This window comes from Williamsia sp. 1135 (assembly GCF_002095395.1).
Lineage (GTDB): Bacteria > Actinomycetota > Actinomycetes > Mycobacteriales > Mycobacteriaceae > Williamsia.
Window position 1 is genome coordinate 211252 of record NZ_MJEI01000105.1, and the last position, 13682, is coordinate 224933.

Genomic DNA, 13682 nt, shown 5'->3' on the forward strand with positions numbered 1-13682 from the left:
TCCGACACCGTCTCGGCAGGCCTACCGCGCGGTCGATTGCGCACGCGGCGGACGGCCGTTCGGCGCCTTCCCATGATTTCCCTAAATCGCCTGCTCAACTGACGTACGGTCAGCTGGACCCGAGGCCGAGGGTTCCGGTCTCCGCACGTGCGAGTCCGCAGCAACCGCTCATCTGCTCAGGCGATCGAACAGTGCGAATGAGGAGATCAGATGTCCAGCAGAAGTCGTCGGAGCCGGGTGACGTGTTTGATCGCCGCCGGCACCATCAGCGCTCTGGTACTCGCCGGCTGCGGCGAGTCAGCCGAACCGAGCACCGGGCAGGCCGAATCCAGCACGGAGTCAGCCGAACCGAACACGGGGGAGTCGCTGCGGATCGTGTTGGGTTCGAAACCACAGGCGTCGCAGGTCCCGCTGGTCTACGGCGTGGGGCACAACGCGGATGACTTCGGGCTCGACATCAGTGTCGAGCAGAACATCACGATCTTCGACGACCACATCGACCCCCTGAAGACCTTGCTCGATGGCGAAGCCGAGGTCATGGCGACGTCGGTCTCCGCGATCCTGGATGCGCGTGAGCAGGGCGAGGACGTCAAGATGTTCTGCCCGTACGTGAGCATGGACGACTTCGTCCTGGCCGGCGCCAACGGCGTGAACACCGCCGGTCAGCTGTTCGAACCGTCGACCCGGGTGGGCATCGACAGCCCGGGTGGCGCCGGAGCCATCGTCCTCAACGCGCTCTTGAGCGGTATCGGCGAGCCCCGTGACATCGACGAGATCCCGAATCAGCAGATCATCGAAAGCTCAAGCGCCCGAACGGAAGCGTGGGCCGCGGGGCAGCTGGACGCAACGGTGATTCACGACACCCAGTACGACAGTGCCCAGGAGACGGTGAACCTACCGGTGCTCATCGCCACCCTCTACGAGAACGCCCCCGGATTCATCAAGGTGGCTCAGGCCGCCCCGGCGGAATGGCTCGTCGAGAACCGCGAACTCGCCGCCAGGTACTGCGCCACCACGCTGCGTGCGATGAAGACTCTGAAAAGCGACTTCGCCCTCTTTCGGGCCGCGGTCGACGAATGCGTCGAAGAACCGCCCTCGGAAGAATCCCTCAGAGAGCTGTTCGGCCTCATCCAGAAGTATCCGTTCTGGACCGATGACGGCGGGCTCTCCGACGCCAGCGTGACGTTCATGATCGACATCGCGAGCGAGTCAGGTGTCCTGACCCAACCGATGAATGCTGCCGACGTGGTCGACCGGGAGACGCTGAGTCGGGCCGTTGAACTCGCGAACATGCCGACGGGATAGCCGGAATGCGGGGACGGGACAACCCGCTGGAATCGGCTCGCTGCGAACCTGCGGCCCGAATGCGCCTAAGTTGGCAGAGTGACCGAAGTTCTGCTGGCCGAAGATGACGAAGCCATTGCCGCGCCGCTCGCCCGTGCCCTGAGCCGGGAGGGATACGGCTGCGAGGTCGTCACCACCGGCACCGAAGCCCTCGAGATGGCCCGTAGCGGCCGATTCGAACTGCTCGTCCTCGACCTCGGGCTGCCCGAGATGGACGGGCTGGAGGTGTGCCGCCGGATCCGGGCCGTGCGTCCCCAACTCGCGGTGTTGATGCTCACTGCGCGCACCGACGAGGTGGACTTCGTGGTCGGACTGGACGCCGGAGCTGACGACTACGTCGGTAAGCCGTTCCGGCTGGCCGAGTTGCTCGCCCGGGTGCGGGCGCTGTTGCGTCGCAAACAAAGCGCCGACGTGGTGATCGAGGCCGGTGACATCCATCTCGATGCCCGCGGGCGTCGTGTCCTGGTCGCGGGGGAAGACGCGACACTGGCCAATCGCGAGTTCGATCTGCTGCGGTATCTGATGGAACGCGGCGGCGAGGTGGTCAGTCGCGAAGAGATACTGACCGAGGTGTGGGGCACTCCCGACCTGCTCTCCTCCAAAACCCTTGACATGCACATCTCCTGGCTGCGCCGCAAGATCGGTGACGACCGGCCAGGACGCAAGAAGCGGATCGTCACCGTGCGCGGGGTCGGCTTCCGCTTCGATCCCGACTAGACATGCGCCGCCGAATTCTCCGGTCGATGATGGCCATGGTCATGGGCATCGGACTGCTGCTGGGTGTGCCGCTCATGTTCACGGCCTGGTGGTGGGTCGACGACACCGCACACCAAGATCTCGACGATCGACTCAAACGCGTGTCGGCCGAGCTCCTCGACCAGGAGGGGCCGGACGGTTCTGTGAGCGGCGATCTGGATCGCGACAAGTTCCGGCTGCTCGTGCCCGAAGGTGGACGCCTGGAAATCTATTTTCCGGTGGTATCCGAAGACGGCATAGATCAGGGAAGACTCGACATAGGGGCGTCGTTCGACGAAGAACCCGTGACGGAATCGCTGACCCTCGGTGAGGCCGGCTCGGTGACGCTGTCGGTGCCCTACTCGCAGGTCCGCAGCAGACAGTGGGGAGCGGTCGGGGTGGTCTCGCTCGTGGTCACGACCTCGGTCATCGCCGGCCTCGTCGTGGCCGCGGTGACCGCCGGCCGCCTGGCGGACCCGTTGGAGGACGTCGCCGCGCGAGCGGCACGCATGGCCCAGGGGGACTTCGGGACCGAGGGCAGGCACTACGACATCGAGGAACTCGACCGGGTGTCGTCGGCGCTCGATACGGCGAATCGCGAGATCACCGTCCGTCTCGAGCGTGAGGGCCGGATCGTGGGCGAGGTCTCCCATCAGCTGCGGAGCAGACTGACCGCCATCAGATTGCGACTCGACGAGTTGTCCATCCATCCCGATCAGGACGTGGTGGACGAGGCCGACGCAGCGCTCGCCCAGGTCGAGCGGCTCACCAGCGAGCTCGATGAACTGATCACCGCCGCGCGCGGCGAGCAGGTGGCGCGCCTCGACCCGGTGGCCATACCCGGGCAGGTGGATCAGGTCGTGGCCGACTATAGGCAGGCGTTCGCCGTGCAGAACCGCACGCTCTCCGCCGTCGCGTCGGGAGAGTGCGCCGCGCGCGTCACCCCGACGCGCCTGCGCGAGGCCCTGAGCGTGCTCGTGGACAACGCATTGCGCCATGGCGAGGGTGACTGCCTGATCGAGACCCGCGAGCTGCCCGGGAGCGGCATGATCCGGATCTCGGTGTCGGACCAGGGCGCGGGGGTCAGCGACAAGAGCGCCCCGCACGTCTTCCAGCGGGGGTACTCCGAGGGCGGGTCCAGCGGTGTGGGTCTGCCGCTGGCGCGAGCGCTGATCGAGGCCGACGGGGGACGGCTCGACCTGCTGCAGCGTCGTCCGCCGACTTTTGCGATCGTGGTGCCGCGGCACGAAGTCGATACCGATGCCGATCAGGTACTCCCCAGGGGGCCCGAACCCCGTTAGTCAGACCGATGATGGGTTGTTCTGGCGAGGTCGACCTGCGCTTTTGTTCGCCACAACGACCCATTACCGCCAGGGCGGGGGTTCAGCTGTGGCCGAGTTCCTCGTCCGCGAGCTCTTCGCCGGCGGGGTGTGGATCCGTGGAACCGGCCGCGGCACCGCGAAGGTCGGACTCCGGGAACGCGAAGCGCCGCAGGGCCCAGAACCGAAAGGCCATCTGCAGTAGGTTGCCGATGATGTAACCGAGGACGAAGTCGATGACGACGAGTTTGGTGACGTCGACGGAACTGCGGATGTCGAAGATGTTGTTGGCCACGAACAGGGGCGCGGCCTGCAAGATCACACCGACGCCGCTGATCGCGAAGAACAGCAGGGCCTCGTGGTGCGTCTCGCGTCCACCGCGATTCTTGAACGCCCACTCACGGTTGAGGATGTAACTGACGATCGTGGCGAGAACACCCGAGATGATCTTGGCGACCACGGGCTTGTTCTCGAGGATCGTCAGACTCAGCGAATAGAAGATCGCCATGTCGAAAAGCATCATCGAACCACCGATGATGGCGAACTTGATGAGCTCGTGGTGTTTCATCGCCACGCCCCTGATGGGCGCCGGGGTACGGGCCATCAGCCCGTCGATGAATGACACAAGGATGCAGTCTACGAAAAAATATCGCCGGTCAACTAATCCGGCGCGTTCTCGGCCGGTCCCGTGTCATTCGAACACCTCAGATCGTGACAACATGGATAGCCGTGACGAGTGATTCGACCGCGGTACCCGCGCCGACCGCGACGACGGTGCCACCGGCACCCGATTCGCCGGAGGGCAGCCGCGATGCCGCAACATCAGGTATGCCCGTGGTGACGATGATCGGTGGGGGTCAGCTCGCCCGGATGACGCATCAGGCGGCCATCGCCATGGGCCAGCGTCTTCGGGTTCTCGCCGCGTCGGCCGACGAACCTGCAGCTCAAGTCACTCCGGACGTGGTGTTCGGTTCGCACACCGACCTCGAGGACCTCCGCGCGGCCGCCCGGGGCGCCCACGCCTTGACCTTCGACCACGAGCACGTTCCGGTCGGGCACCTCGAGGCACTGGTCGCCGAGGGCGTGAAGGTGCTCCCGCCGCCGACCGCGCTGATCTACGCACAGGACAAGCTCCGGATGCGTCGCAAGCTCGCCGAGCTGGGCGCCCCGATCCCCGAATACGTGGAGTTGGGGTCCACCTCACCGCGCGAGGCGCTCATCGAGTTCGGTGAGCGACATCACTGGGACATCGTCCTGAAAACGGTCACCGGCGGCTACGACGGGCGCGGTGTGTGGCTGATCGACGACCGGGAGCAGGCGCTGGCGGTGCTCGACGAGGCGCCGGCCGGCGCAGCTCTGATGGCCGAGGAGAAGGTCGCGTTGCGACGAGAGTTGTCGGCGATGGTCGGCCGCTCGCCGTTCGGGCAGGGTGCTGTCTGGCCGGTGGTCGAGACGGTTCAGCGTAAAGGGCAGTGCGCGGTGGTGATCGCGCCCGCCCCGGGGCTGGACGCTGAACTCGCCGAGAGTGCCCAGCGACTCGCGTTGTTCCTGGCCGGCGAACTCGGCGTGGTGGGCGTCATGGCTGTCGAACTGTTCGAGACGACAGACGGTGGTCTGCTCGTCAACGAGCTGGCAATGCGTCCGCACAACAGTGGGCACTGGAGCATGGACGGCTCGGTCACGGGCCAGTTCGAGCAGCATCTGCGGGCCGTGCTCGACTATCCGCTCGGCGACACCTCGGTGCTGGCACCCGCCACCGTGATGGCCAACATCCTCGGGGCCGAGCAGGCGCCGTCGATGTCCATGGACGAACGCCTGCACCACCTGTTCGCGAGAATCCCGCGCGCGAAGGTGCACCTGTACGGGAAGGGCGAACGGCCCGACCGCAAGATCGGCCACGTCAACATCGTGGGTGCGCCGGGTGGCGACGTCGACGACCCGGACTACGTCGCGCAGCTGCGGGAAGTCGCGGAACGGGCCGCACACTGGATGTCGCACGGGGTCTGGACCGACGGATGGGATGTGCACGGTGGGTGAGAACACGAACGGTCCGCTCGTCGGACTGATCATGGGCAGCGATTCGGATTGGCCGACGATGGAGGCCGCCGCAGTGGCGCTGGCCGAGTTCGGGGTTCGTTTCGAGGTGGGGGTCGTCTCGGCGCACCGTACTCCGCAACGCATGCTCGACTACGCCGCAGATGCCGCCGGCCGCGGCCTCTCGGTGATCATCGCCGGCGCTGGTGGCGCCGCGCATCTGCCCGGGATGGTGGCATCGGCGACGCCGCTGCCGGTGATCGGGGTACCGGTGCCACTGAAGTACCTCGACGGAATGGACTCGCTGCTGTCGATCGTCCAGATGCCCGCCGGGGTTCCCGTGGCAACGGTGTCGATCGGCGGGGCCCGCAACGCCGGTCTGCTCGCCGTCCGCATCCTGGCCGCCTCGGACCCTGCGCTGCGCACCCGGATGGAACGGTTCCAGGCCGATCTGTCCGATATGGTTCTCGCCAAAGATCAAGCGCTGCAAGACAAGCTGCTCGGAGGCTGATCGGATCTGCGTGAGGTCAGGCCGGTTCGGTCAGCAGCCTGCGCCGGAACAGATCGAGCACGTCGTCGAGCGCCTGCCTGGTGGGGGTCCCGGGTTCGTCGACGAGGTGTTCGGTCAGTGCGGAGTGGGGTGGCAGCGGAGACGGCGCCGCGTCGCTGTCGTCGAGTTCGATGGCCACGAAGGCCTCACCGAGCTGTTCGCGCAGGAACTCGAAGCGCTTCGGCGGGGACAGTTTGTCTCCCTTGAACCGGACCCCGAGCACCTGCAGGCCCTTGGCGCACCGGCCCTTCACCGTCTCGAGCTCCTCCGCGGAGATGTCGATGTTGCCCGCGAGCGCGTTCAGCGGCCGGAACGGCAGCGACGGTTGGGCTACGACCGGTGCGAGGAGGCGCTCGTCGGTCGCCATGGCCAGTGCGAAACCTCCGGTGAAGCACATTCCGATCGCCCCGACCCCCGGGCCGCCGCACCGCTCGTGTTCGGCGGCAGCCAGCGCCCGCAACCAGTTGACGACCGGTGACGATTTCCCGGTCGCGAGCACCGTGAAATCGCTACTGATACACCGCGGCACCAACGACGACGCCATCCTGCGGGCGTCTGCTGCACCGGCGTGCAACGGATCGAGGCCGTCGACGCCGAACAGGCTCGGCAGCACCGCAGTGCAGCCGATGTCGGCGACCTTGCGGGCGAAGCGGAGGACCTTGGGGGTGATCCCGGGTATCTCGGCGATGATGATCACCGCGGGGCCACTGCCGAGCCGGTAGATCGTGCGCGTCTGGCCGTAGTGGGTGAAGTCTGATTTCTCGAAGTCGGCAAGTGCTTCGGCCGGGGACGTCTTCGGGCTCATGGGCGGTCACCTTTCGGGCAGAATGGGATGTCTGCGGCCAAGGCTAGTGCCACCGACTTCCGCATTTGGGGCGGTGGGGAGGTACACGAACTTCAGTTACCCGCCAGTAACTAAGTTTGGACGCGGTATTACGATTGTGGGCGTAGAGCCCGACTTTCCACTCGGGCGAAGAGTCCGATTTTCACTGGCGCATATGAGGAGTGTTCTGATGGCCGGCAACCCCGATTTCGATCTGTTCAAGCTCGGTGAGGAGCACGATGAGTTGCGTGCGGCGATTCGGGCGCTCTCGGAGAAGGAGATCGAGCCGCACGCGGCTGATGTCGACGAGAATTCCCGGTTCCCCGACGAGGCCCTCGCTGCGCTGACCGCGTCGGGGTTCAACGCGATCCATGTGCCCGAGGAGTTCGACGGGCAGGGTGGTGACTCGGTCGCGGCGTGCATCGTGATCGAGGAGGTCGCGCGGGTGGATGCGTCGGCGTCGCTGATCCCGGCGGTGAACAAGCTGGGCACGATGGGTTTGATCCTGAAGGGTTCGCAGGAGCTGAAGCAGCAGGTGCTGCCCTCGATTGCCTCGGGTGAGGCGATGGCCTCGTATGCGTTGTCCGAGCGTGAGGCCGGTTCGGACGCGGCGTCGATGAAGACCCGCGCGAAGGAGGACGGTGACACCTGGGTGCTCAACGGCAGTAAGTGCTGGATCACCAATGGTGGCAAGTCGTCCTGGTACACGGTGATGGCGGTGACCGATCCGGAGAAGGGTGCCAACGGGATCTCGTCGTTCATGGTCCACAAGGATGATCCGGGGTTCACGGTCGGGCCGCTGGAGAAGAAGCTGGGAATCAAGGGTTCGCCGACTGCGGAACTGTACTTCGAGAACTGCACCATCCCGGGTGATCGGATCATCGGCGCACCGGGCACGGGGTTCAAGACCGCGCTCGAGACGCTCGATCACACGCGTCCGACGATCGGTGCCCAGGCGATCGGTATCGCCCAGGGCGCCCTGGATCAGACGATCGCGTACGTCAAGGACCGTAAGCAGTTCGGGAAGTCGATCAGCACGTTCCAGGGTGTGGAGTTCATGATCGCCGACATGGCGATGAAGATCGAGGCCGCTCGGTTGATGGTCTACACCTCGGCTGCGCGCGCCGAGCGGGGTGAGAAGAACCTCGGGTTCATCTCGGCGGCGGCGAAATGTTTTGCCTCGGATGTGGCGATGGAGGTGACCACCGATGCGGTGCAGTTGTTCGGCGGCGCCGGCTACACCCGCGATTTCCCGGTGGAGCGGATGATGCGTGATGCCAAGATCACCCAGATCTACGAAGGCACCAACCAGATCCAGCGCGTCGTGATGTCACGAGCACTCCTGCGCTAGCCCGATTTTGGTGGGTTCTGGCGAGCATTCGCCCCGGACGAAGCGCAGCGGAGTTCGACGTTTCCCGGTCAGCAGGTCGGTGTCGCCAAAACCCACCAATTCCGGGGATCCAGATCCACCCCAGGTCTGATGTGCGACCGCATTCGGTGCCACTAGATTGGGCGCAATGAACACCCAGCGGATCATCGAGCGCTGGAATCGGTTCGCGGAGCCGCGGACATTGCTGCTCGATGCGCTTCTCGCGCTCGCCATCGCCACGGTGACGGTGCTGCCGGAGCTGTGGGAACAGATGGGTCCGAACGTCTGGTGGCGGATGCTGCTCGGCGCCGTGTGCTGCGTCGCACTGGCATTTCGTCGAACCCGGCCGGACCTGGCCGGATCTGTGATCGCGCTGGTCGCGTTCGTGCACATCGTCGTCGACGAGCAGCTCAGTCCGGCAGTCACCATCACCGCCGTCATCGGGCTCTACTCGATGGCGGCGTACGGCTCGATGTGGGGTACTCGCGTAGCCCTGGTGCTCGGGGTCCTCGGTGGTGTCGGCTCGTCGGGGCGGTTTTATTCGGAGGCTCCCGAGTCGCGTTCGTTCGAGTACAACGCCATCGGTGCCTCCTTTCTGGCGGCCCTGACGGTCGGGATCTGGGCCACCGGAATGTTGCGGCGATCGCGAATGCGCGAGGTCTCCTCACTACGCGAGCGGGCTCGGCTGCTCGAACTCGAACGAGCGCAGGAGGCCGAGCTCGCCGCGGTCGGTGAACGCACCCGTATCGCCCGCGAGATGCACGACATCATCGCCCACACCCTGACGGTGGTGATCGCGCAGGCCGACGGTGGCCGGTACGCCGCTGAGCAGGATCCGCAGGCAGCTGCGCGTGCGCTCGAGACCATCGCGGAGAACGGGCGACAAGCCTTGGCCGACATGCGATCCCTGCTCGGCGTGTTACGTGAGGACGGGCCGCGCGAGGTGCGAGCCGTGCCGGGCATCGCCGATGTGCCGGACCTGTTGGCCGTGGTGCGGGCCGGCGGCCTGCCGGTGACCTGCTCGTCCTCCGGTCCCGAGCGAGTGGTCTCGGTGGGGTGTGGACTCACCACGTACCGGATCATCCAGGAATCGCTGACGAACGTTCTGAAGCACGCCGGACCCGGCGTGGATGCCGAGGTCCGATTGCGTTGGGAGCCGGCGCAGTTGCGCATCACGATCGTCGACGACGGCCGCGCCGACGCGGTGGAGGGCGACTGGGCCGCTCCCGTGGGCGGTAAAGGGGTGTTGGGCATGCGCGAGCGGGCGGAATTGCACGGTGGGACGCTGACCGCCGGAGCGCGCCCGGGTCGCCGCGGATATCAGGTAGAGGCCATATTGCCGACAGGGGAAGCGTTGTGAGCGAAGTGATTCGGGTAGGGCTCATCGACGATCAGGCGCTGGTGCGGGCCGGGTTCGGGATGGTCATCAACTCCCAGGCCGACATGGAGGTGGTCCTCGAAGGCGGCGACGGCAACGAGGCCATCGAACAGATCCGCGCGACGAAGGTCGATGTGGTCCTGATGGACGTCCAGATGCCGGGTCTTGACGGTATCGCGGCAACTCGCCGGTTGCTGGACGGCCAGGACGATGCGCCGAAGATCGTGGTGCTCACGACCTTCGACACCGACGAGTATCTGCTCGCGGCCATCGCGGCCGGCGCGAGCGGGTTTCTCCTGAAGGACGCGCGTCCCGAAGAGCTGCTGGCGGCCATCCGCACTGTTTTCGCCGGGGATGCGGTGATTGCGCCGCGGTCTACCCGACGGTTGCTGACCCACGTGGCCGCGGGGGTGGGTGCGGGTGCCGAGTCGGTCACCCCAGAGAGGTTCGACCTCGTCGACCCGCTGACCCCGCGCGAGAGTGAAGTGCTGCGGGCCATAGCGATCGGGATGACCAACGGTGAGATCGCCGCAAGCTTTCATCTGTCGACAGCGACAGTCAAGACCCACGTAGGTCGGGTGTTGACCAAGACCGGTTCGCGAGACCGAGTGCAGGTCGTGCTGTTCGCCTTCAGGACAGGAATGGTGGCTGTGGCGGACATCCTCGGCCACCACGAGTAGTACCGCGGTCGTACCGCGATCACCGCGTGGGTGGACGCCGGTGCACGCAATGATCGGCCCTGACTCCGACGATTTCCTTCACCCGCTAGAAATACGCTTGTGCGGCAATGACATTCATTGACACGGACAAGGAGTACAGCGATGTCGACTACGAGGACCCAGGTGAACGCTGCTGACACAGCCGGCGCTGGTGGGGTGCGGCCGGGCCACGCTTCCAGTGGCACAGTGGCGGCTCGGGCCATCGGGTTGCAGAAGACGTACGGCGAGAAGGACGCCGAGGTTCACGCGTTAAGCAATGTGAGCCTGGCGATCCCTGCAGGGAGGTTCACCGCGATCATGGGTCCGTCCGGCTCTGGGAAATCGACACTCATGCACTGCCTCGCCGGGCTGGACACCCCCACGGCCGGCACCGTGATGATCGGGGACACCGATCTGTCCCGGTGCGATGACACGCAGCGGACCCGGATCAGGCGACGCGAACTGGGATTCGTCTTCCAGTCGTTCAATCTGCTGCCGGTGCTCTCGGCGAGGGCGAACATCTTGCTGCCGCTCACGCTGGATCGCCGGCGCCCGGACGGGGCATGGTTCGATGAATTGGCAGACGTGCTGGGTATCGCTGATCGTCTCGACCACAAACCATCCGAGCTGTCGGGCGGTCAACAACAGCGTGTCGCGATCGCGCGTGCGTTGCTCCCTCGGCCACGTCTGATCCTTGCCGATGAACCGACAGGCAATCTCGACAGCCACGCGGGAGCGCAGGTGCTCTCGCTGTTGCAGGCGAGTAGTCGCCGGGCCGGACAGACCATCGTGATGGTCACTCATGACCCGGTGGCGGCCAGTTATTGCGATCAGGTACTGGTGATGGCCGATGGTCTGCTGGTGGACCAGATCGATTCACCAACAACAGATTCGGTGGCCGCGGCGATGTTGCGCCACGGATCGGTGGTTGGCGCGGCGGGGGTCGTCCGATGAGAAGTGTTGCGCTCGCCCAGCTCCGGGCATACAAGGGCCGCTACCTCGCGTCGGGCTTGGCCGTTGCCATCGCCGTCGCCTTCGTCGCCGCCACCCTCACCCTGTCGGCGACCTCGAGCGCATCGATGCGCGCATCGGTGGCCGGGCAGTTCGCGAACACGGACGCCGCAGCCTTCGTGCCCGGTGAGTTCGCTGAGCGGACGGGTGCGGCACTGGCCGACACGCCGGGGGTTGCTGCGGCCGCGATCGACACCACCCGGTGGGTGAGTGTGACCAGCGGGACGAAGTCGTACGGTCAGGTCCAGCTGACCGCCATCGCGCCCGACGAGTCGTTGCGCTGGCAGACCCTCTCGGTGGGACAGCTGCCCCGGGCAGACAACGAGGTCGTAGCCTTCGCTGGGTCGAATTTTGCTGTCGGCCAGCACTTCTACGTCCGTCCCGACGTCGACACCGCCACCGACAGGGTGGCCCGGGAGATGACCGTGGTGGGGCTGCTGGATCGTGGCTCGATGACCACCAGTGCGCCCCAGTTGTTCGGCACCAACGCGGGTGTTGCCGCCATCGGGCCGGGACGGGCGGTCGATCAGGCCGAGAGCGTTGTCATCCGGATGGCGCTGCGCCCGGGCGCGGACCCGGTCGCAGTCATGTCGGCGATCAGCGGACTCGTCAGCACGGTGCCCGGTGGCCAGGCCATGACCGGTGGCCAGGCCACCGACGAGGTGATGAAGCGGTATGTCGGTGAAACCGACGTGCTGGCGACCGTACTGCTCGTCTTCGCCGCCATCACCGCGTTGGTGTCGTGCCTCGTGATCGCGAACACCTTCGCGGTCCTGATCGCCTCGCGAACGCAGGAACTCGCACTGCTCCGGTGTATCGGGGCCGATAAGGGGCAGGTGCGATCAGGGATGCGATTCGAGGCTCTGCTCTTGGGTGTGGTGGCGTCGGTCGTCGGGGTGGTGTTCGGGATCGGCGGCGTGGCTGCGGCATCGGCGGCGGTGCGCGGGGTGGGTTCGAACTTTCCGCTGACCGAACTGACGGTGCCGCTGGTCGCACCGGTGGTCGCCCTGGTGCTCGGCGTGGTGATGACGCTGATCGCGGCGACCGTTCCTGCCCGACTCGCGACCGCTGTATCTCCGCTGGCGGCGTTCCGTGCGGTTGTTCCGGCGTCCACCGGGCGTCGCGGGGTCGCCAGGTTGGTCGTCGCCGGGGCACTTGCGGGCGGTGGGACCATCGTGATGATCGTGGGGATGGGCGGGAAGTCCGTGCCCGCAGCCGGGTTCGGCGGCGCGTTGAGCTTCCTCGGCTTCATGCTCGCCGCTACAGTGCTGGTGCCCCCGTTGGTCAGGGTGATCGGGGTCGTTGCCGCGCGCCTGTTGCGGGGAACCGCGGCCGGGCCCGTCGCCGAACTGGCCGCCGCGAACGCGACGCGCCACCCACGACGCACTGCCGCGACGGCTTCGGCGCTCATCGTCGGCATCACCCTGACGACGATGATGGTGGTGGGGGCGCAGGTCGTGCGGTCGAGCGTTTCGGGGGTCATCGGTGAGATGCACCCGGTCGATGTGGTCATCTCGTCGAGTGCACCGCTGGATCCGTCGCTCGTCGACGCGGTGGCGAGTACAGCGGGGGTCGAGGCTTCGATACCCATCACGCGTACCGAGGTGTCGGTGAACGGGAAGCCGCTGAGTGTAGGTGCCCTCGACACCGCTCGTCTGCCGCAGGTGATGCGATCAGGCCGCGCACCCGCCGCTGATGAGATCGCCCTGGCGCCAGAAGATCAGACCCTCGCGGGGGTCGGACCGGGTGAGCGAGTGCGACTGGTCTCCGGGGGTGCGGTTCGCACCGTGACCGTCGTCGACGGCGCCTCGGGTGCGTTTGTCGATCGCGGCCTCGTTGCCGCGGCGCCCACACCCACCGGTCTCGTGGTCCGGCTGGAGGCGGGCGGTGCCGGGAGTTCGGGGGTGATGACCGCAATCCGCGAGCTCGTGGCGAACTCGGCCCCCGACGCCACCTTCGGGGGCGGTGTCGAGATAGCCCAGCAACTCGATCAGATCCTCACGCTGCTCCTGCGAATCGTGCTGGCACTGCTGGCCGTTGCGGTGGTCGTCGCGCTGATCGGGGTGGGCAACACGATGGCGCTCTCGGTCATCGATCGATCCCGAGAGAACGCGATGCTGCGGGTGATCGGTCTGAGTTCGCGCGGTGTGCAGGGGATGCTGCTGGCAGAAGCGACCCTGATCGCGGTGGTCGGATCCGTCGTCGGTGTACTGCTCGGGACCGGATACGGGATAGCTGGAGCTGCCGCCGTGGTCGGCGTCGACCGGGTGTCGCTGCCGAATCTCCCACTTGTCGCACTGGTGGGGATCGTCGTGGTCGGGGGGATGGCAGGATTGCTCAGCTCGGCCATTCCGGCCCGCCGGGCGCTGAAGGCAGATCCGGCTGCGGCGCTGTGAGTTTCGGGCAGACCGTTTCGCGGAC

At 66.3% G+C, this 13682-nt stretch carries 12 protein-coding genes; 10 read left to right on the plus strand and 2 right to left on the minus strand.

The window, feature by feature from the left end:
- The first annotated feature begins 210 nt into the window (after positions 1-210).
- The 3 genes from BFL43_RS29600 (at position 211) to BFL43_RS24200 (ending at position 3380) form a co-directional block, all read left to right on the plus strand.
- Complete coding sequence (locus tag BFL43_RS29600) at positions 211-1305, plus strand: hypothetical protein (protein WP_240498447.1); 1095 nt, start codon at positions 211-213, stop codon at positions 1303-1305.
- Between the two features lie 78 nt (positions 1306-1383).
- On the plus strand, positions 1384-2061 hold the full coding sequence (locus tag BFL43_RS24195; protein ID WP_084838235.1) for a response regulator transcription factor: 678 nt from the start codon (positions 1384-1386) through the stop codon (positions 2059-2061).
- 26 nt (positions 2062-2087) lie between these two features.
- The gene (locus BFL43_RS24200) at positions 2088-3380 is read left to right on the plus strand and encodes a HAMP domain-containing sensor histidine kinase (protein ID WP_240498448.1); all 1293 of its coding nucleotides are present in this window, start codon (positions 2088-2090) and stop codon (positions 3378-3380) included.
- A gap of 82 nt (positions 3381-3462) precedes the next feature.
- Here BFL43_RS24200 and BFL43_RS24205 read toward each other — a convergent pair whose 3' ends face one another.
- Entirely contained in the window at positions 3463-4023 is a 561-nt protein-coding gene (locus BFL43_RS24205; protein ID WP_143695517.1) for a GtrA family protein, read from the minus strand.
- A 149-nt stretch (positions 4024-4172) separates the two neighbouring features.
- Between BFL43_RS24205 and BFL43_RS24210 the strand changes: the two genes are divergently transcribed.
- Both BFL43_RS24210 and purE read left to right on the plus strand, forming a co-directional pair.
- Positions 4173-5435 carry a 5-(carboxyamino)imidazole ribonucleotide synthase gene (locus BFL43_RS24210; RefSeq protein ID WP_276206120.1) on the plus strand — a complete coding sequence of 421 codons (1263 nt, stop codon included), beginning with the start codon at positions 4173-4175 and terminating at the stop codon, positions 5433-5435.
- Positions 5419-5943, plus strand: a complete 525-nt coding sequence (purE, locus tag BFL43_RS24215) for a 5-(carboxyamino)imidazole ribonucleotide mutase (protein WP_084895539.1) — start codon at positions 5419-5421, stop codon at positions 5941-5943. Before BFL43_RS24210 ends, purE begins: the two co-directional genes overlap by 17 nt.
- A gap of 16 nt (positions 5944-5959) precedes the next feature.
- On the opposite strand, the gene BFL43_RS24220 is transcribed toward purE, so the two are convergent.
- Entirely contained in the window at positions 5960-6787 is an 828-nt protein-coding gene (locus tag BFL43_RS24220) for a dienelactone hydrolase family protein (RefSeq protein ID WP_084895542.1), read from the minus strand.
- A gap of 208 nt (positions 6788-6995) precedes the next feature.
- Between BFL43_RS24220 and BFL43_RS24225 the strand changes: the two genes are divergently transcribed.
- The 5 genes from BFL43_RS24225 (at position 6996) to BFL43_RS24245 (ending at position 13657) form a co-directional block, all read left to right on the plus strand.
- Complete coding sequence (locus BFL43_RS24225) at positions 6996-8156, plus strand: acyl-CoA dehydrogenase (protein WP_084895544.1); 1161 nt, start codon at positions 6996-6998, stop codon at positions 8154-8156.
- 166 nt (positions 8157-8322) lie between these two features.
- Positions 8323-9534 carry a histidine kinase gene (locus BFL43_RS24230; protein ID WP_084895545.1) on the plus strand — a complete coding sequence of 404 codons (1212 nt, stop codon included), beginning with the start codon at positions 8323-8325 and terminating at the stop codon, positions 9532-9534.
- 5 nt (positions 9535-9539) lie between these two features.
- Entirely contained in the window at positions 9540-10232 is a 693-nt protein-coding gene (locus BFL43_RS24235; protein ID WP_084895734.1) for a response regulator transcription factor, read from the plus strand.
- 141 nt (positions 10233-10373) lie between these two features.
- A complete protein-coding gene (locus BFL43_RS24240; RefSeq protein WP_084895547.1) occupies positions 10374-11204 on the plus strand; it encodes an ABC transporter ATP-binding protein in 831 nt (276 codons plus the stop codon).
- Positions 11201-13657 (plus strand): ABC transporter permease, encoded by a 2457-nt coding sequence (locus BFL43_RS24245; RefSeq protein WP_084895549.1) that lies wholly within the window; start codon positions 11201-11203, stop codon positions 13655-13657. Before BFL43_RS24240 ends, BFL43_RS24245 begins: the two co-directional genes overlap by 4 nt.
- Positions 13658-13682: the final 25 nt, after the last annotated feature.